This window comes from Variovorax pasteuri (assembly GCF_051216435.1).
GTDB lineage: Bacteria > Pseudomonadota > Gammaproteobacteria > Burkholderiales > Burkholderiaceae_C > Variovorax.
Genome location: NZ_JBPJZS010000001.1, coordinates 46,484 through 64,237, shown reverse-complemented (window position 1 = coordinate 64,237; position 17,754 = coordinate 46,484). Strand labels below are relative to the sequence as shown.

Below are 17,754 nucleotides of genomic sequence, written 5' to 3'. Positions count from 1 at the left end.
AGCGCACGCGCTCACCACCCGGTGAGCAGGCGCACGAAACGCATCACCGGCCGTGCCTCGGTGGACGCAACGGCCCTCGAAGGCGCGGCCAGCGGCGCGTGCAACCGCAAATGCACCGGTGTCAGTGCGCACACCTCGATCCAGCCGCCGTGCGGCAGCCGATGCACATCGCCTTCGTCGAGCAGTGTTTCGGCCATGAACACCGTCTCGCCGAACCAGCCCGGCGGCGACACCACGCGGGCGCGACCCTCCGCCAACTGGAGCCAGGCGCCGGCCTCGACCGAGGTGCGCAGGGACTGGCCGGGCTCGAGAACGATGGAATCGGGCGCTTGGGAGAGGGTGGTGATCATGGCGAACCTCGGGTGAATGAGGCTTCATCGTAGGAACTCCGCCGCCCAAAAAACAGGCACACACCATGGCTATTGCGACCGGAACAGCCGGCCTGCAAAGGCATCTGTTATGGTCTTTTTCCCGACCAACTGCATCTGTTTTCGGATGCCCGATGCGGGGAACATCGACCCATGGACTCGCTACCGCTCTACCGCCAGCTCTCCGCGCACTACGTGGACGCGATCCACACCGGCTCGCTCAAGCAGGGCGACAAGCTGCCCTCCCTGCGCACCCTGATGCGGCTGCACGAGATCAGCCTGTCGACCGCGCTGCAGGTCTGCCGCGCCATGGAAAGCGACGGCTGGGTCGAGGCGCGGGACCGCTCGGGCTACTTCGTGCGCCGGCCGCAGCGCCTGAGCATCGCGCCCATGGAAGAACCGCTGGCCGACGTGCCGCCCGACCCGGCGCAGCTCGTCAGCATGCGCACGCGCATGGCCAACTTCATGGCGCGCGGGCGCCACGCGGGCGTGAAGCTCAACTTTGCCATTGCCCGCGCCGCCCCCGAGCTCTACCCCGCCGAGGCGCTGCGCAACTCGATGACCCGCGCGCTGCGCCAGCGGCCCGAACTGCTGACCACCTCCTCGTCGCAACGCGGCCACGAGCAATTCCGCGAAGCCCTGGCGCAACGCAACCTGCGCATCGGCATGACGGTGGCGCCCGACGAGGTGCTGGTCACCAACGGCTGCATCGAAGCGCTGAACCTCGCGCTGCGCGCCGTCGCCAAGCCCGGCGACACCGTGGCCGTGGAGTCACCCACCTTCTACGGGCTGCTGCAGGTGCTCGAAAGCCTGGGCCTGCGCGCGCTGGAAATTCCGACCAGCCCGCAGACCGGCATGTCGCTCGAGGCGCTCGACCTGGCCATCCACACCTACGACGACATCAAGGCCGTGGTGGTGGTGCCGCACCTGCAGAACCCCATCGGCAGCGTGATGCCCGACGCCCACAAGCAGCGCCTGGTGCACCTGTGCGAAAGCCACGGCATCGCGCTGGTCGAGGACGACACCTACAGCGACCTGGTGGAAGCCGACACGCCGCTGCGCGCCCTGAAGTCGTGGGACCGCACGGGCAACGTGATCTATTGCGCCTCGCTGCACAAGGTGCTGGCGCCCGGGCTGCGGCTGGGCTGGATCACGGCCGGACGCTGGCATGCGCAGGTGGAGATGCTCAAGTACGCGCAGACCCGCAACAACGAGGCGCTGGCGCAGATTGCCGCGGGCGAGTTCATCGCCAGCGGCGGCTACGACCGCCACCTGCGCCGGCTGCGCGAGCGGCTGCACGTGCAGCGCGACCAGACCGCCGACGCCATCGCCAGGTACTTTCCGCCGGGCACGCGGCTGAACCTGCCACGGGGCGGGCTGCAGCTGTGGGTGGAACTGCCCGGGCAGCGCTCGTCGGTGAAGGTGTTCGAGGCCGCGCTGCGCGAGCACATGCTGGTGGCGCCAGGCGCGCAGTTTTCCAACTCGGGGCGCTTTGACAACTACCTGCGCCTGAACTGCGGCTGGCCCTACTCGAAGGCCGTCGATGCGGGGTTGCAGCGGCTGGGCGAGATCGTGGCGGCCGTGCGGCCAACGGCCTAGCCGCTAGGCGATGTAGAAGACGACGGCATCGCGCCGCTCGGCCGCGCCCGCGAAGAAGCGCTTCACGCCTTCCAGGAACCCCGTGAGTTCCTTCGCACCGTCTTGCCACACCTTGGCCCAATACAGCTCGGCGAATTTCGCCGGCTCCGCGGTGAAGCGGCCCACCAGCGCCTGCACGTCGCACTGTGCGAGCCGTGCCGCCGCGCGCTCGACGTGCGCGGCCGTGAGGTAGATGCAGCCCAGGCCCTCGGTGCCGTCCAGCGTCTCGCCGTCCACCGCCTCGGGCAGCAGCGTGCGCACCACGTCCCAGGCCTGCTCGACCGTCTGGCTCTGGTGCGGGCCGCCTTGCGCGACCGGTGAATTCACGAAGCCCGACACCGTCGACGGATCGATCACCAGCGCACGCAGGCGGTAGCGGTCCAGCGCGTAGAAGGCCGCGCCGATGCTCATGTGCTGGGCTCCATGCGCGCGGCACGGGCGACGGTGGCCAGCACCATGCTCACGCTGTCGATGCTGCGCTGCGCGCTGTCGATGTTCTTGAAGTGGTCGGGCGTGCAGATCTGGTTGAGCAGCAGCGTGCGCTTGAAGTGCGCGAGCGCCTGGCGCAGGTCGCCCTCGTCCTGCGCGATCAGGCCCAGGTCGTTGTGGGCGTTGGCCGCTGCGGTCGAAATGCCGCGGCAGCTGCGTTGCTGGATGGCCAGCGAGCGCTCGTACAGCGACCGGGCACGGTCGAAGTCGCGGCGCGCCATCAGCAGTCCGCCGAAGTTGTTCAGCATGTGCGAGTGCAGTTCGGCGTCGCCCTCGCTGCCTGCGCCGCCCTCACCCTGGTCCAGCTTGTCCAGGTGCACCAGCGCGCGGCCATAGCAGAGTTCGGCCTTCTCGTTCTGGCCTGACTCCGCGTACAGGAACGCCAGGTTGTTGAAGGCGCGCAGCACGCTGTCGCTGGAGCCGCCCCTGGCTTCGGCGACGGCCATGGCAATGGTCTTCTTGTAGAGCGCCTCCGCCTCGTCGGCCCGGCCGGCCGCGGCATGCAGCAGCGCCAGCGTGTTGGTCGGGCCACGCTGCCAGCCGTCGTCCAGTCCGAGCTGCCCGGCCATGGCCAGGGCCTCGTGGGCCGAGGCTTCGGCCTTGTCGTTCCACTGCAGCCGGCGGCACACCTCCGCATACCCGGCGAGCTGGCGCACCACGGCCTTGCCCGGACCGCCGCACAGGTCGCGGGCGGCGGCCACGGCCTCGGCGCCGAAGCGCTCGGCGCGCGGCAGGTCGCCCTGGGCCAGCGCGGCGTGGCAGCGCATTTCGCGGTCCTCGAGCAGGTTGAGCAGCGCAGCGTCGCGGTCGGACGCGGCGCCGCGTGCGTTGCGCTCGCTGATGCCGGACAGCGTGAGGGACAGCGCCTTGCGGGTGATGTCCATGTCTTCCGCCGGCATGCCGATCTTCAGGCCGATGGCCAGGCTTTCCTCGAGCGCGGGCCTGGCCTTGTCGAGCGCCTTGAGCTGGTAGCAGGCCTGGCCGAGCATGCACAACGACATCGCCAGGTTGGGGTGCGGCCCCTTGAAGACACGGCGCGCGGTGGCGACGATCTGCTCGCCGATGCTCACGGCGGCGGCCCAGTCATGCGCCTCGGCGGCCGCGAAGAATTGCGCCTGCAGCCTGTTGGCCTCGGCCAGGCCCGCGGGGTCGTACTTCGGGGCGTCGGCGCCGCCGGCGCGTGGCGCGCTCGGGGGGCGAACCCGGCGGGTGCGACGGTGCACCCAATAGATGTCGAACAGCAGCCATGCCAGCAGCACCGCCAGGGCGAGCCTGGCCCCCGGGTAGCCGCTGAGCCCGAACAGCAGCAGCGCCAGTTGCGCCGCGCCGCCCGCATGGCTGCCGAGGTAGAAGCGGTGCGCGCCGAGCCAGCCGCCCGCGACCAGCAGCAGGTAGGCGAAACCGGGGCGGCGGGGCGACGCGTTCATGGTGCGCCGTATCGTCGTTTCGTGGAGTGGCCGGCCCGCTCAGTCGAGCAGCGCCAGCGCGGCGTAGTCGCCGACCTTGTCGCCCAGGCCCGCCGGCACCAGTTGCACGCCACGCGTGAGCGGCGGCAGTTTGCCGTCGATGTGCGATTGCAGCCTGGGCAGCAGAAAGTCGCGGTGGTGCCAGAACACGCTGCCTCCCAGGCTGATGCGCTGCAGGTCGAGCGTGGCGACCAGGTTGTAGAGCATGCGGCCCATCACGCGGCACAGTGCATCGACGGTTTCCAGCGCCTTCGGCTCACCGGCCGCCGCGGCGGTGAAGAGTTCGGCCGGAGGCTGGCCGAAGCGCCGCGCGATCGAGTTGCCGGCCACCAGGCCTTCGACGTCGCCGACGTTGCCGCAGCCGCACAGCGCACCGCTGTCGTCGTCCACCACGAAGCTGTGGCCCGCATGGCCCGCGTTGCCGTTCTTGCCGCGCAAGGCCCGCCCCCCCACGCACAGGCCGACACCCACGCCGGTGCTCCAGGTGACGTAGGCGCAGTCGTCGATGCCCTGGAGCGCGCCCCAGTGGCGCTCGGCCTCCAGCGCGGCCACCGCGTCGTTCTCGACCCGCACGCGGGCGAAACGCTTCGCAAGGGGCGCCTCGACCTGCGCCGTCATCCAGGTGTTGGGCAGGCCCCGCGCCGGGCCGGCGATGCCGCCGCAGATGTTGGGCGTGGCCAGCTCGACCTTGCCGTCGCGCAACTCGAAGGGACCGGCGGACGACACGCCCACGCGCTCGATGCTGGCCGCGTCGACGCCCTGCTCGGCACAGACCTCGTCGATCATCCGCAGGATCTGCACCGCCACGGCGTCGTTGTCGCCGGTCTTGGCCGTGGGCTCGCTGCGCCGACCGACGAGCGGCGTGTCGCTCGAAGCGGAAAGGCTGACGGCCACCTTGGTGCCACCGATGTCTACGCAGGCTCTCATTGCGGGTTTTTTCTTTTCTACAAAAGGCGCGCGACCAGCGCCGCGATCATGCTCAGCAACACCGTGCTGGCGATCGGCAGCTGCCATTCGCGGCCGAAGGCGCGGAACTCGAAATCGCCGGGCAGCCGCCCGAAGCCGAAGCGGCGCAGCCAGGCGGTCAGGCCGCTCATGAGCACCAGGGCAAGGACAACGACGATCAGCCAGCGGAACATGAGCGACAGTCTAGGCCGAGAGCACCGCCATCGCTTGTCGGTGAAGTTCGTGCGTTGCGGCCGCAATGACCCGCCCGTCGGACTTCAGGCCCAGCGGCTGGCCCTGCCAGTCGGTGATGACGCCGCCGGCCGCCTCGATCAGCCCGGCCGGGCCGAGGTAGTCGTAGGGTTGCAGGCCGGTCTCGACCACCAGGTCGATGGTGCCGCCCGCCAGCTGGGCATAGCCGTAGCAGTCGCCGCCGAAGCGGCGCATGGCGCACTGGCGGCTCAGCCGGTCGAAGGCCTGCCAGTCGGCGGGCGCGAAGATGTCGGGCGAGGTGGTGACGATGCGCGCCTGGGCCACTTCGGTGCAGGTGCTCACGCGAACGGGCTGGCCGTCGCGCGTGGCGCCCTGGCCCGCCTGGCCGATCCAGCGCTCCTTGAGCACCGGCATGTCGACCATGCCCAGCACCACCCGGCCGCCTTGCAGCACGCCGATGAGCGTGCCCCACAGCGGCGAGCCGGTGATGAAGCTGCGCGTGCCGTCGATCGGGTCGAGCACCCAGACGCGTTCGGCCTCGAGCCGCTCGGGGCCGTGCTCTTCGCCGTAGATGCCGTCGGCGGGCACCCGGGCGCCCAGGATCTCGCGCATGGCCGTCTCGGCGGCACGGTCGGCCAGCGTGACGGGGCTTTCGTCGGCCTTGGTGATGATGTCCAGCGGCGTGCGGAAATAGTGCATGGACTGCGCGGCGGCGGCATCGGCCAGGGCCTGGGCGATCGAGGAAAGGTCGGAGATCGAGGGAGTGGCGAGAGTGGAAGAGCTCATGGAGAGAGGAGAACGCGTGCCAAAACCTGCGATTAGACCCGAGCCGGGCAGTGTTCGATACGACCGGGCCGGGTTTGACAGGGCAAGGCCCGGGGGCCTAGCATGGCCCGGAAATTGCCAGCAAACACGAACCATGGCTCACTTCAAACCCTTGCGCGCCGCGCTGCTGACCGTCGTGCTCGGCGCATCGGCCCTGCTGGCCCACGCCACCCCTTCGGCCACCGAGGACCGGCTGATCGACACGCTGATCCAGCGCGTGGCGAAGATGTCGTCGATGGTCTTCCTGCGCAACGGCAGCGAATACAAGGCCGCCGACGCCGCCAAGCACATGCAGGCGAAGTACGACTACTTCAAAAAGGAACTGGTCACGGCCGAGGACTTCATCACACGTTGCGCTTCGCGCTCGGAGATGACGGGACAGGCCTACAAGGTGAAGCTGAACGACGGCGCAGTGCGCGACGCCAGCGAGTTCCTCAACGCCGAGTTGCGCGCGCTGCGCCAGGGCACGCAGAAGCCGTCGAACGGCTGAGTCCCCCTCGCACCTGTTGTCGCTGCTACCGCTGCTGGCCCCAGCGCCGCACCGTGAGCCGCTCCAGCGTCTTGAAGCCCAGGCTCTCGACCAGCAGGCCGATCAGCACCACCATCGCCAGGCCCGCGAACACGCGGTCGGTGTAGAGCTCGTTGCGGTTCTGGAAGATGTACCAGCCCAGCCCGCCCTTGCCCGAGGACGCCCCGAACACCAGCTCGGCCGCGATCAGCGTGCGCCACGCGAAGGCCCAGCCGATCTTCAAACCCGAAAGAATCGACGGCAGCGCAGCCGGCACCAGGATCTGCAGCACGTAGCGCAGGCCCTTGAGCCCGTAGTTGCGCCCGGCCATGCGCAGCGTCTCCGGCACGCCCTGGAAGCCCGCATAGGTGTTGAGCGCCAGCGGCCACAGCACCGAATGGATCAGCACGAACACCAGGCTGCCCCGGCCCAGCCCGAACCACAGCAAGGCGAGCGGCAGCAGCGCGATGGCCGGCAGCGGGTTGAACATGGAAGTGAGCGTGTCCAGCAGGTCGCGCCCGATCTGCGTGGACACCGCCAGCGTGGTGAGCGCAAAGGCCAGCACCACGCCGGCGAGGTAGCCCTGCAGCAGCACGGCCAGCGAGATGCGCACCTTCTCGATCAGCTCGCCGCTGGCCAGCCCTTCGACCAGCGCGCGGGCCGTGGCGGTGAAGGTCGGCAGCAGCAGGTCGTTGTTCTGCCAGCGCGCCGCCAGTTCCCACAGCACGGCGATGACGACGAGGATCAGGCCCTTGCGCACGCCGGCCTGCGCCCAGATGCGGGCGGGCAACGGCAGCGTGCGTTCGAGCGGGACTTCGGTGAAGGGCTCGAGCGTCAACTCGTATTCAGGGCGGATGGGAGGCGTCAGAGTGCTCATCGGTTTTGGCTCCTTCCCCCTCTGGGGGAAGGTTGGGATGGGGGCAAGCGGCGGTGAATGGGCCGACGGCAATGGATGCGCCGCGTGCCCCCACCCCGGCCCTCCCCCAGAGGGGGAGGGAGAAAGAAAGGGTCATGGCGCGGCCACCGCCTCGTGTTCTTCCTCGAACAGCATGTCGTGGATGCGCTGCGCCGTGCCCTGGAACTCGGCGCCGCCCAGGCTCGCCAGCGAGAAGCCGTGGCTGTTGATTTCCGCGCGCATGCGCCCCGGGTGCGGCGACAGCAGCGCGATGCGGTTGCCCACCACCAGTGCCTCCTCGATCGAGTGGGTGACGAACAACAGCGTGAAGCGCACCTCGTCCCACAGCTCGAGCAGCTCCTGCTGCATCTTGCGGCGCGTGAGCGCGTCGAGCGCGGCGAAGGGCTCGTCCATCAGCAGCACGCGCGGCTGCATCGCGAGCGCGCGCGCAATCGCCACGCGCTGCTTCATGCCGCCCGAGAGCTGGTGCGGATGCACGTCGGCGAACTTGGCCAGGCCGACCTTGTCGAGGTAGTGCAGCGCGCGTTCGGCCGCGTCCTTCTTGCCCAGCGTGCGCGACGCCAGCAGCGGGAACATGACGTTCTGCTTGACCGTCTTCCAAGGCGGCAACTGGTCGAACTCCTGGAACACCACGATGCGGTCGGGGCCGGGCTGCGTGACGCGCCGGCCGTCGAGGCGGATCTCGCCTTCGACCGGCGGGATGAAGCCCGCCACGGCCTTCAGCAGCGTGGACTTGCCGCAACCCGAGGGGCCCAGCAGCACGAAGCGGTCGGCCGCATGCACGTCGAAGCTCACGCGGTGCGTGGCGCGCACGACGCGCTCGGGGGTGCGGTATTCGAGGCTGACGGCGTCGACTTGCAGCAGCGGCGCGGAGTCTTGCACCTGGTCTTGCTCCCTCCCCTCCCGGGGGAGGGCAGGGGTGGGGGCAGACGGCGCTTGCTTCGTCACCGCTCTGCCCGCCCCCATCCCAACCTTCCCCCAGAGGGGGAAGGAGTCAAACCCGGAACGCACCTTCGCCGTGCCCATCAATTCCCCGACGTGTTCTGCGCATCGTCGAAGAAGTAGTCCTTCACCGAAGCCGGCTTGTTCTTGATCGCGCCCACGCGGTGCATGAACTCCGCCAGCGGGTACGTGTTCTGCGGCGTGGTCTTGAACTGCACCTCGGGGTTCTTGATGATCTTCAGCAGCAGCTCGCGGTCGAGTTTGGCGTTGCTCACCTTCAGGTAGATGTCGGCCGCCTTCTCGGGGTTGGCCGTGACGAACTTGGCCGCTTCGTCGAGCGCATCGACGAAGGCCTTGTAGGTCTTGGGGTTCTCGTTGCGGAATTTCTCGGTGGCGTAAAGCACCGTGGCCGACGACGGCCCGCCGAGCACCTGGTACGAATTGAGCACGATGTGCGCGTTCGGATTGCCCGCGAGCTCCTGCTCCTGGAACGGCGGGTTGCCGAAGTGGCCCGTGATCTCGGTGCCGCCCTTGATGATGGCCGCGGCCGCGTCGGGGTGCGGCAGCGCCACGCTGATCTTGTCGAGGCGGTTGAATTCCTTGTCGCCCCACAGCTTGGCCGAGGCGAACTGCAGCACGCGCGACTGCACCGACACGCCCACGGCGGGCAGCGCGATGCGGTCCTTCTCGGTGAAGTCGGCAATGGTCTTCACGTTCGGGTTGTTGCTCACCAGGTAGTACGGAAAGTTGCCCAGCGAGGCCACGCCCTTCACGTTCTGCTTGCCCTTGGTGCGGTCCCACAGCGTGAGCAGCGGGCCCACGCCGGCGCCCGCGATCTCGATGTTGCCGGACAGCAGCGCGTCGTTCACCGCCGAGCCGCCCGAGAGCTTGACCCACTCGACCTTGGCGTCCACACCCGCGGCCTTGGCGTGCTTCTCGATGAGCTTCTGCTCCTGCGCCACGTTGAGCAGCAGGTAGACGATGCCGAACTGCTCGGCGATGCGGATCTGGCCTTCGGCGTGCGCAGAAGCCGAAAAAGAAAGGCTGCCGGCCAGAAGGCCGAGGCCGGTGACGAGGGCGGCGGCTTTGCGCGTGAAGCGGTTCATTGAAATCGGTCCGTTGGAATCAGGAATCAGAAAGGCGTGTCGCCGACGATGGTGGTGCGGTTGAGGCGGCGGCGCAGGTGGTCGGGTGTGCCGGCCGCCAGGTGCATCAGCGAACGGTTGTCCCAGAACACCAGGTCGTGCGGCGCCCAGGTGTGGCGGTACACGAATTCGGGCTTGACGCTGTGGGCGAACAGCTCGGCCAGCAGCGCGTCGCTTTCGTCCTGCGGCAGGCCGACGATGCGCGTCGTGAAATGCTCGCTGACGAACAGCGCCTTGCGGCCTGTTTCGGGGTGCGTGCGCACCACGGGCTGCACGGCGGGCGCGACCTGGTCGATCTGCGCCTGCGACAGCTTGGGGCGCCAGGGGTTCTTCGAACGCAACTCTTCGTACTTGGCGAGGTAGCTGTGCTCGGCCTTGAGCGGCAGCACGCGCTGCTGCAACTCGGGGCTCAGCGCTTCCCAGGCGAGGTGCTGGTCGGCGAAGAGCGTGTCGCCGCCTTCGCTGGGCAGCTCCTGCGCATGCAGCAGCGAGCCGAGGCTGGGCTTGGGCTTGTACGAGATGTCGGAGTGCCAGTAGACGCCCGCGTCGCCCAGGCCGATGGGCTCGCCGTTCTCCTTGATGTTGGAGACGATGAGGATCTCGGGATGGTTCTTCAGCTGGAACTGGTGCAGCACGTGGATTTCGAGCGGGCCGAAGCGGCGGCTGAAATCGATGTGGGCTTGCGGGGTGACCTGCTGGTCGCGGAACACCAGCACGTGGTGGTCGAGGTGCGCCTTGTGGATGCGCTGGAAGTCTTCGGCGTTGATCGGGCTGGCGATGTCGAGGCCGATGATTTCGGCGCCTACGGGGGCGGCGAAGGGGCGCACTTCGAAGTGCTGCGTTGGGGCCTTGGCCTCTGGCGCTTGGGAAAGAACGGCTGTCATGCCGGGAATGTAGGGGTCGGTGGGGGGATAGCCAACGAACTCTTTGTTGGTAGCTTATGACTTTGTTCTTTGGCTTTGTTGGGGTTCTGTTGGGTTCCTATTGGGTTCCGGGGCCGGGTCTCGCCCCGGCGGGCGACTTACTTTCTTTGCTTCGCCAAAGAAAGTAAGCAAAGAAAGGCGACCCCTGCTGGCTGCGTCCCTTCGCTTCGCTGCGGGCAACCTGCGGTGCTCACGTTTCGCGGGGTCTCGCCCAAACTCGCTTCGCTCAAACAAGGGCGAGCCCTGATCCGCGAAACGCTGCGCTCCTCGGCGCATCCAGAAGGGGTGGGATACCGAAGCGCCTTCGCTGCGCTCGGCTCCAGACAGCAAACAGCAAACAGCCAACAACCAAGACCGAAGAGCCGCCATTACCAACCGCCGCAGGCGCGAAGCGCGTGCGGCGGCTTGGCCGAGCGAAGCAATGGCCCGATTGGTCTGCACCCCCTCTGGCTGCGCCGAGGAGCGCAGTGTTTCGCGGATCAGGGCTCGCAGCTGTTTGAGCGAAGCGAGTTCTGCGAGACCCCGCGAAACGCGAGCACCGCAGGTTGCCCCGTAGCGCAGCGCAGGGGTCGCAGACAGTGGGGTCGCCTTTTCTTTGCTTACTTTCTTTTGGCGAAGCAAAAGAAAGTAAGTCGCCCGCCGGGGCGAGTCCCGGCCCCGGAAAACAAACACGCCCCGACCTCAGAGCATATGACTGCGATCCCCTTCAACAAACCCCATCGCATCCCACCCCTCACCAACAGCAAACCCCACAACCTTGAACAGCTCCCCCATCTCATGCTCATGGATGAGCCGCGCCGCCATGGCACGTTCAGCCACAGTCCCAGCTTCCATCAGAGACAGCAGCCCGCAGTTCAGCAGAAACCGCGCCTGGCTCGCATAGCCCAGCACGACAAGCCCCGCGTCCTGCCCCGCCAGCGCGATGCCGGTGAAGTCCACATGCGCGGTGATGTCCTTGTAGCCCACGTCGGACAGCGGATCGCCGTCGGCCTGGTGCGCCCGATGGCACATCACGGTCCCCATGTGCCGCTGCGGGTGGTAGTACTCCCCTTCAGGAAACCCATAGTCGACGAGAAAGATCGCGCCCTTCTTCAGCCGGTCCGCCAGGGTGGCCATGAAAGCCCGCGCCTGCGGATGAATTTCGGTGAGGTAGTCATGCGCGCCCGGCACGTCGACCGGCGGACGCAGCTCGGTCGCGCGGTCGGCCCAGGTCCAGCCGTCGTCCTGCGCGTTGCGCACCACGCCGCGCTCGAACCATTGCCCGCCCACGCGTGCCAGCAGTTGCACCGGCATCGCATCGAGCACCTCGTTGCCGACGACCACGCCCTCCATTGCTTCGGGCAGTTCGTTGAGCCACTCGACACGGTCCGCATAGCGCACCAGCGCCTGCTGCTGCCGCTCGCGCAACGTGCCCGACAGGTCGACGATGCGGTAGCGCACGTCGGTACGGCCCATCTCGTCCAGCGCATGCAGCAACTGGACCGCCAACGCACCCGAGCCCGCGCCGAATTCCCAGACCGTGTCGGTGCCGGTCTTCTCCAGCGCCTGCGCCACCTGCGCGGCCAGCGTCTTGCCGAACATCGGCGTCAACTCAGGTGCGGTGACGAAGTCGCTGCCCGAAGACGGCATGTGGCCGAACTTGGCGGAGCTGTTGGCGTAGTAGCCGAGGCCGGGTGCGTACAAGGCCAGCGCCATGAAGCGGTCGAACCCGATCCAGCCGCCCGCGCGCTCGACGGAGCGCGCGATGAGGTGATCGAGGGCGGTGGGTAAACTGCTGGGGGTTGTCTTTGTCGTCACGGCGCCATTGTCTCTCTCCTCTCATCTCCCCTCCGCATGAGCACCGCATCCTCCTCCCCCACCCGCCGCACCGTTCTCGTCACGGGCGCGGGTCGCCGGCTGGGCCGCGAGATCGCGCTGGGGCTCGCCGCGGGCGGCTGGCAGGTGGCGGTGCACTACCGCAGCTCGCGCGCCGAGGCCGAGCAGACGGTGGCCGACTGCGCGGCGCTCTCGGGCGATTCGGCGCTCTTCGCCGCCGACCTGGAAGACGAGGCCGCCACGCGCGCGCTGCTGCCCCGCGTGGTCGCGCGCTTTCGCGGCGTCGATGCGGTGGTGCACAGCGCAGCCCTGTTCGAGCACGACGAGGCCGCCACCTTCAGCTACGCGCTCATGGAACGCCACGCGCGCAGCAACACCGGCGCGGCCATCCTGCTGGCGCAGGCGCTGCACGAGCACCTGGCGGCGCGCGACGCGCACGGTGCCGTGATCCACCTGCTCGACCAGAAGCTGTGGAACCCGAACCCCGACTTCTTGAGCTACACGCTGTCGAAGGCCGCGCTCGAAGCCGCCACGCCGATGCTGGCGCTGGCGCTGGCCCCGCGCGTGCGCGTGGTGGGCGTGGCGCCCGGCCTCACGCTGCCCAGCCACATGCTGGACGACGACACCTTCGCGCGGCTGCACAAGCTGTCGCCGCTGGGCCGCTCCTCCACCCCGGCCGACGTGGTCGCCACGGTGAAGTTCGCGCTGGAAAACAGCTCGATCACCGGCACCACCCTGCTGGTGGACGGCGGCCAGCACCTGATGAAATTCGAGCGCGATTTCTCGCTCATGTGAGCAGCACCATGTCTACCCCCTCCACGCCCTCGCCCACCCAGGGCCGCCAGACCCTCACCCTGCAGGGCCTGCGATTCGATGCCAACCTGGGCATCCTCGACCACGAGAAGACGGCGCCGCAACCCATCCTGGTGGACGCCGAACTCAGCCTCGGCCCGCAGCCGCTGCTGCCGCAGGACGACGACATCTTCCACGTGCTCGACTACCGCAAGGTGCGCCGCATCATCATCGAGGAGTGCACCGCCGAGCACGTCAACCTGCTCGAAAGCCTCATCGGCAAGCTGGTGCAGCGCCTGCTGCAACTGCCCGGCGTGGTGGGCGTGCGCGTGAAGATCGCCAAGCTCGAAATCTTCGACGATTGCGAGGTGGCGATCCGCATGGAAGCCGGCGAGTGGTGAACGCCTTTTCAGGCGGCTGAACCGCAGGCCACGGCGGGCCCGGCGCCTGCCGGCCACATCCGCACGCCGAGCGCACCCAGTGCCGACACCGCGGCCATCAGCGCCACGCCCGGCCAACCCCACTGCGCCAGCACGAGCGCACCGAGCGCCGAGCCCGTCGCCATGCCGACGAACACGCCCGTGAAGAACACCGCATTGAGCCGGCTGCGCGCACCGGGGTCGATGCCGTAGACCACCGTCTGGTGTGCGATCAGCGCGGCCTGCAGGCCGAAGTCGAAGCCGATGGCACTGGCCACGATGAGCCCCAGCCGCGCGGCGGGCGCCATCAGCGGCGCGAACAGCATCGCGGCGAACGACACCACCACCAACGCCGCACCCATGCGGATCACCAGCTCGGGCCCCCGCCGGTCGGCCAGCCGGCCGGCGATGGGCGCGGCCAGCGCACCGGCCGCTCCGGCCAGGCCGAAGGCTCCTGCTGCCGCGCTGCCCAGGTGGAACGGCGCGCCGTGCAGCATCACGGCCAGCGTCGACCAGAAAGCGCTGAAACCGACCGACAGCAAGGCCTGCGCGATCGTGGCGCGGCGCAGCGCGCCGTGGCGCCGCCACAGCTTGCCGAGCGAGCCCAGCAAGGCGCCGTAGCCCAGCTGCGTGGTCGGGCGCAGGTGCGGCAGGCCGCGCGCCGCGGCCACGCCGATGAACGCGATGCTGGCCGCCGCCACCACGAACATCGCGCGCCAGCCGAAGTGCTCGGCCACGAAGCCGCTCAGCACGCGCGACAGCAAAATGCCCAGCAGCAGCCCCGTCATGACCGTGCCGACGATCTTGCCGCGGTGCGCTTCGGGCGCCAGCGCGGCGGCGGCCGGCACCACGTCCTGCGCCAGGGTGGCGGCCAGGCCGATGACGAGGCTGGCCACGAGCAGCGGGCCGACCGAAGGCGAGAACGCCGCGCCGAGCAGCGCCAGCACCAGCACGGTGGCCTTGGCCAGGATGATGCGGCGCCGGTCGAAGCGGTCGCCCAGCGGCGCCAGCAGCAGGATGCCCAGCGCGTAGCCCAGCTGCGTGAGCGTGGGCACGAAGCCCACCGAGCGGGCGGAGGCGCCGATGTCCGGGCTCAGCACGCCCAGCATCGGCTGGCTGTAGTAGAGCGCCGCCACGCCGAAACCTGCGCTGGCGGCCAGCAGCAGGATCAGCGAGTTCGGCAGCCTCTCATGCGTTGAATGAATGGAAGACATGGTGTTAACCCTAGGATTCGAAAACAAGGGCTGGAGTGTGCTCGCCACAGCCCCTTGAAGGTAGCCCCTTGCTTTGAACAATTGATATACGCTGTACGTATGGCCGCTCCGCTCCCACCCACCGCTTCCGCCGACCGCATCGAGTTGATGCAGACCTTCGTGCGCATCGTCGAGGCCGGCAGCCTGTCGGCCGCGGCCGCGCAGATGGGCACCACCCAGCCCACCGTGAGCCGCCGCCTGCAGGCGCTGGAGCGTTCGCTGGGCGTGCGCCTGCTGCAGCGCTCCACCCATGCGATGAAGCTCACCGAGGACGGCGAGCGCTGCTTCGAGCGCGCCCGGGAACTGATCCTGAGCTGGAACGCCTTCGAGGCCGAGGTGCGCGGCGCCGTCGACCAGCCCGAAGGGCGGCTGCGCGTGGTGGCGCCGCACGTGTTCGGCCAGCAGCTGCTGGTCGGACCGCTGGCCGCCTACCTGCACAGCTACCCGCAGATGACGGTCGAATGGCTGCTGCACGACGGCCCGCAGGACCGCACGCCCGACTTCATCGCCGAGGGCGTGGACTGCGCGATTCGCGTGGGCGAAGTGACCGACCCGTCGGTGGTGGCCATCCGGCTGTCCGAGGTGCCGCGCATCGCGGTGGGCGCGCCCTCGTTGTTCAAGGACGTGGCGCCGCCCGTGCACGCCCGCGACCTGGAGGCGCTCCCCTGGCTGGCCGCGAAGAACTTCTACCGCACCGAGGTCGTGCTGACGCATGAGACCAGTGGCGAGGTGCACAGGGTGCAGATCCGCCCGCGCATGATCACCGACAGCCTGAACGCGCTGCGCAGCGCGGCCGTGCTGGGGGTGGGCGTGGGGGTGCTGTCGACCTGGATGCTGGCCGAGGCGCTGGAGGCCGGGCAGCTGGTGCACCTGGCGCCGCAGTGGCAGGCAGCCCATGCGCCCGTGTACGTCGTGTACCCGTACGCGCGCTTCTACCCGGCCAAGCTGCGCCGCTTTGTCGATGCGATGCGCACGGCGTTTCCGGTGCAGTGAACCGCATGAAAACGCCGCGATGGCAGGTGAAAGGATGATCGGGGACAATCGCACCCTCCCCCGACTCCCCGAAGTAGCCTGCCCATGAACGCCGTCTGGATCGACGAGGCGCCCGCCGCCGCGGACGCCACCCACTCCCTGAAGATCGAACGCGAAACGCACAAGCTCGAAAAGCGCCTGTGCCGCCAGGTCGGGCAGGCCATCGTCGACTACAACATGATCGAGGAGGGCGACAAGGTCATGGTGTGCGTCTCGGGCGGCAAGGATATTGGACTGCGGCCTTGACCTGGTGGCTTTGACTTGCTAAGTGCTTGATCTGACTGCGCTGTTTCCGTTACGGCCAGAAAGAGGACGGTGAAGGGCGACAACCGTGCCCTGTATTGCGGAACAGATCCCGAAGTGGAAGGATTTCGCTTTGTTTGAAAGCTGATCATATTGCCTCCATGCGATCTCGGCGGGGGCCGTGACATCGTGATCGAACAGACCTCTCTCCGCGAAGCGCCAGCGACTTTCCATTCGCTCCGCTGTGGACAATTCAAGCCCATCGGTGAGAGAGGACCTCGCGCAAGGCCCCGCCCCTCGTCTCAACTGGTTGAGCGGGCGTTACAGCCGTCACTCCCTACCGCAGTAAGGAAGTCAAGCAGTTTCGGCGACGTCAGCAAAGCAGTCTTCTGATTTCATACTGCTGCGACTGCGAACTCAGTGGAAGTCTCAGCTCAAGGCTTGCACGACTTGTTCCGCCATAGCGCGACCCAGGCCAACCGCTGGAGCATGCTGGTCCTTACCGTCAGATTGGTACTCCAATCGCTTGCTAGGAGCGCTGACCCACTGGTGAAACTAGAAGCGAAACGTCGACACCCAGTGCAGTTGCAAGGCGTTCGAGGTTGTCGATCGAGATATTCCTCTCCTCCCTCTCGACGGACCCTACAAACGTCCGATGAAGTCCGGCAGCCTCGGCAAGCTGCTCCTGGGAGATGCGGAGTTCCGCTCGAATGACACGTAGATGGAGCGCCACCCTTTGCCTTGCGCTCTGCGTTCTTGGTTGAGGTTGGCCCATCCACCAAGAATCCCCCGTCTAGCATTTTTTATCGACAGCGCTAAGATATCCGTTTGATGCGTTTGAGTAGCAAAATAGACTTTTGAGAAGTAATCAGTATTGTTTGCATAGCTTTTTGAACCTCTTGGGCATCAGATCAACAAGTCATTCGCGACCAAGCTTCACATCGAGCTGCAACTTATAGGGTTCATTTCAAATGTTTCTGACGATGGATTCGAATGAGGAAAAGATCTCCTCCATGCTCGCCGGACCTGGTGCGAGATGCTGGAGAGCGATCCAGTTGAACTTGTCGATCCCCTTCTTCTTTCCGACGTGGGTGGTGCAAGAAGATGACCTTGAGGTCTCGGAGCGAGCTCTGTTGATCTACGAGAGCGATCTACTCGATCTCTTCGCGACCGTTGGGCCGCAGTCGTTGCGCCACCTTCAATATCTGGCGCCAATGGAGAGTGATCCTGATCGCTGGCACCTTCGCGACATCCGAAAGATCTGGTCGGCAACCAGCGCCGATGCCGATCAAGTCGAGCATCTGGTCCTCGAAGATGAGAGCGGAGCGCAGTTCACGCACTACGACATGCTCGACCTCGCTTCGTGGCCTGCGGCTAGATGAGGCGTCCCCGCTCCAAATCGCCTGGTCGACAGCATCGGGCCTCGGCCGTCGACAACAGCACCTTGAGGATGTCACCGCGCCGTCCTCGAAAGACGAAGACGGGGATCTTGAACAGATCCTCAGCCGGCGCGGTCTGCACCAGTTCGGCCAAGCCGCAAAGCACCGCCTCATGGCGGTACTCGTCACACGATTCGATGAGTGATGCTGCGTCAATGCCGGTTGCGCCCCCTCCGTCCGCTTTACCTTGCAGGCCGAGGCGGACGGCGTGACCATCAGCGAAGGCGCGCTCAAGGCGTTCTGCCATTTGCCGCTGCGCCGGAAGTTACCGTGCACTGACCCGCCCGCACCGTAGAGGCTCTCGACATCGGGTGGTTGATTTTGGACAAAGCAAGCTGTTGGGGTACCCGATAATCAAGGGCCATTCAACTCGGTTGACCCGA

The 17,754-nt window shown here is 67.4% G+C and carries 20 protein-coding genes and 1 pseudogene; 7 read left to right on the top strand and 14 right to left on the bottom strand.

Going from position 1 to position 17,754, the window contains the following annotated elements; genetic code table 11:
- Window positions 1-11: 11 nt before the first annotated feature.
- Window positions 12-350 carry a hypothetical protein gene (locus tag ACSFBM_RS00310; protein WP_435482615.1) on the bottom strand — a complete coding sequence of 113 codons (339 nt, stop codon included), beginning with the start codon at window positions 348-350 and terminating at the stop codon, window positions 12-14.
- 171 nt (window positions 351-521) lie between these two features.
- On the opposite strand from ACSFBM_RS00310, the gene ACSFBM_RS00305 reads away from it, so the two are divergent.
- Window positions 522-1,967 (top strand): aminotransferase-like domain-containing protein, encoded by a 1,446-nt coding sequence (locus ACSFBM_RS00305; RefSeq protein ID WP_435482614.1) that lies wholly within the window; start codon window positions 522-524, stop codon window positions 1,965-1,967.
- Between the two features lie 3 nt (window positions 1,968-1,970).
- Here ACSFBM_RS00305 and ACSFBM_RS00300 read toward each other — a convergent pair whose 3' ends face one another.
- The 5 genes from ACSFBM_RS00300 to hisN are packed head-to-tail and all read right to left on the bottom strand — an operon-like array spanning window position 1,971 to window position 5,905.
- The gene (locus tag ACSFBM_RS00300; protein ID WP_435482613.1) at window positions 1,971-2,417 is read right to left on the bottom strand and encodes a DUF1877 family protein; all 447 of its coding nucleotides are present in this window, start codon (window positions 2,415-2,417) and stop codon (window positions 1,971-1,973) included.
- Entirely contained in the window at window positions 2,414-3,922 is a 1,509-nt protein-coding gene (locus ACSFBM_RS00295; RefSeq protein WP_435482612.1) for a tetratricopeptide repeat protein, read from the bottom strand. The genes ACSFBM_RS00300 and ACSFBM_RS00295 overlap by 4 nt, the downstream gene beginning before the upstream one ends.
- Window positions 3,923-3,961: 39 nt before the next feature.
- Window positions 3,962-4,888 (bottom strand): ROK family protein, encoded by a 927-nt coding sequence (locus ACSFBM_RS00290; RefSeq protein ID WP_435482611.1) that lies wholly within the window; start codon window positions 4,886-4,888, stop codon window positions 3,962-3,964.
- A gap of 17 nt (window positions 4,889-4,905) precedes the next feature.
- On the bottom strand, window positions 4,906-5,100 hold the full coding sequence (locus ACSFBM_RS00285) for a DUF2905 domain-containing protein (RefSeq protein WP_435441313.1): 195 nt from the start codon (window positions 5,098-5,100) through the stop codon (window positions 4,906-4,908).
- 10 nt (window positions 5,101-5,110) lie between these two features.
- Complete coding sequence (gene hisN / locus ACSFBM_RS00280; RefSeq protein WP_435482610.1) at window positions 5,111-5,905, bottom strand: histidinol-phosphatase; 795 nt, start codon at window positions 5,903-5,905, stop codon at window positions 5,111-5,113.
- Between the two features lie 133 nt (window positions 5,906-6,038).
- Here hisN and ACSFBM_RS00275 point away from each other — a divergent pair, with 133 nt between their 5' ends.
- Window positions 6,039-6,434, top strand: a complete 396-nt coding sequence (locus ACSFBM_RS00275; RefSeq protein WP_435482609.1) for a DUF5329 family protein — start codon at window positions 6,039-6,041, stop codon at window positions 6,432-6,434.
- A 25-nt stretch (window positions 6,435-6,459) separates the two neighbouring features.
- On the opposite strand, the gene ACSFBM_RS00270 is transcribed toward ACSFBM_RS00275, so the two are convergent.
- The 5 genes from ACSFBM_RS00270 to ACSFBM_RS00250 form a co-directional block, all read right to left on the bottom strand.
- Window positions 6,460-7,329 (bottom strand): ABC transporter permease, encoded by an 870-nt coding sequence (locus tag ACSFBM_RS00270; RefSeq protein ID WP_435482608.1) that lies wholly within the window; start codon window positions 7,327-7,329, stop codon window positions 6,460-6,462.
- A gap of 132 nt (window positions 7,330-7,461) precedes the next feature.
- Entirely contained in the window at window positions 7,462-8,334 is an 873-nt protein-coding gene (locus tag ACSFBM_RS00265) for an ABC transporter ATP-binding protein (RefSeq protein WP_435482607.1), read from the bottom strand.
- Between the two features lie 59 nt (window positions 8,335-8,393).
- A complete protein-coding gene (locus ACSFBM_RS00260; RefSeq protein WP_435482606.1) occupies window positions 8,394-9,416 on the bottom strand; it encodes an ABC transporter substrate-binding protein in 1,023 nt (340 codons plus the stop codon).
- 26 nt (window positions 9,417-9,442) lie between these two features.
- A complete protein-coding gene (locus ACSFBM_RS00255; protein WP_435482605.1) occupies window positions 9,443-10,339 on the bottom strand; it encodes a TauD/TfdA dioxygenase family protein in 897 nt (298 codons plus the stop codon).
- Between the two features lie 720 nt (window positions 10,340-11,059).
- Window positions 11,060-12,175 (bottom strand): class I SAM-dependent methyltransferase, encoded by a 1,116-nt coding sequence (locus ACSFBM_RS00250; protein ID WP_435482604.1) that lies wholly within the window; start codon window positions 12,173-12,175, stop codon window positions 11,060-11,062.
- A 36-nt stretch (window positions 12,176-12,211) separates the two neighbouring features.
- Here ACSFBM_RS00250 and ACSFBM_RS00245 point away from each other — a divergent pair, with 36 nt between their 5' ends.
- Together ACSFBM_RS00245 and ACSFBM_RS00240 are read left to right on the top strand one after the other, a co-directional pair.
- On the top strand, window positions 12,212-12,988 hold the full coding sequence (locus ACSFBM_RS00245) for an SDR family oxidoreductase (RefSeq protein WP_435482603.1): 777 nt from the start codon (window positions 12,212-12,214) through the stop codon (window positions 12,986-12,988).
- 8 nt (window positions 12,989-12,996) lie between these two features.
- Window positions 12,997-13,386 carry a dihydroneopterin aldolase gene (locus tag ACSFBM_RS00240; protein ID WP_435441305.1) on the top strand — a complete coding sequence of 130 codons (390 nt, stop codon included), beginning with the start codon at window positions 12,997-12,999 and terminating at the stop codon, window positions 13,384-13,386.
- 8 nt (window positions 13,387-13,394) lie between these two features.
- Here the strand turns inward: ACSFBM_RS00240 and ACSFBM_RS00235 are convergent, their stop codons facing one another.
- Entirely contained in the window at window positions 13,395-14,618 is a 1,224-nt protein-coding gene (locus ACSFBM_RS00235) for an MFS transporter (protein WP_435482602.1), read from the bottom strand.
- A gap of 99 nt (window positions 14,619-14,717) precedes the next feature.
- Between ACSFBM_RS00235 and ACSFBM_RS00230 the strand changes: the two genes are divergently transcribed.
- Both ACSFBM_RS00230 and ACSFBM_RS00225 read left to right on the top strand, forming a co-directional pair.
- The gene (locus tag ACSFBM_RS00230; RefSeq protein ID WP_435482601.1) at window positions 14,718-15,650 is read left to right on the top strand and encodes a LysR family transcriptional regulator; all 933 of its coding nucleotides are present in this window, start codon (window positions 14,718-14,720) and stop codon (window positions 15,648-15,650) included.
- 84 nt (window positions 15,651-15,734) lie between these two features.
- Window positions 15,735-15,917: pseudogene (locus tag ACSFBM_RS00225) on the top strand (tRNA 2-thiocytidine(32) synthetase TtcA); the annotation flags it as partial.
- A 544-nt stretch (window positions 15,918-16,461) separates the two neighbouring features.
- Here ACSFBM_RS00225 and ACSFBM_RS00220 read toward each other — a convergent pair.
- The gene (locus ACSFBM_RS00220; protein ID WP_435482600.1) at window positions 16,462-16,707 is read right to left on the bottom strand and encodes a helix-turn-helix domain-containing protein; all 246 of its coding nucleotides are present in this window, start codon (window positions 16,705-16,707) and stop codon (window positions 16,462-16,464) included.
- A gap of 208 nt (window positions 16,708-16,915) precedes the next feature.
- On the opposite strand from ACSFBM_RS00220, the gene ACSFBM_RS00215 reads away from it, so the two are divergent.
- Window positions 16,916-17,314 carry a hypothetical protein gene (locus ACSFBM_RS00215; protein WP_435482599.1) on the top strand — a complete coding sequence of 133 codons (399 nt, stop codon included), beginning with the start codon at window positions 16,916-16,918 and terminating at the stop codon, window positions 17,312-17,314.
- On the opposite strand, the gene tnpB is transcribed toward ACSFBM_RS00215, so the two are convergent.
- Window positions 17,307-17,618, bottom strand: a complete 312-nt coding sequence (gene tnpB, locus ACSFBM_RS00210; protein ID WP_435482598.1) for an IS66 family insertion sequence element accessory protein TnpB — start codon at window positions 17,616-17,618, stop codon at window positions 17,307-17,309. The genes ACSFBM_RS00215 and tnpB overlap by 8 nt on opposite strands.
- Window positions 17,619-17,754 lie beyond the last annotated feature (136 nt).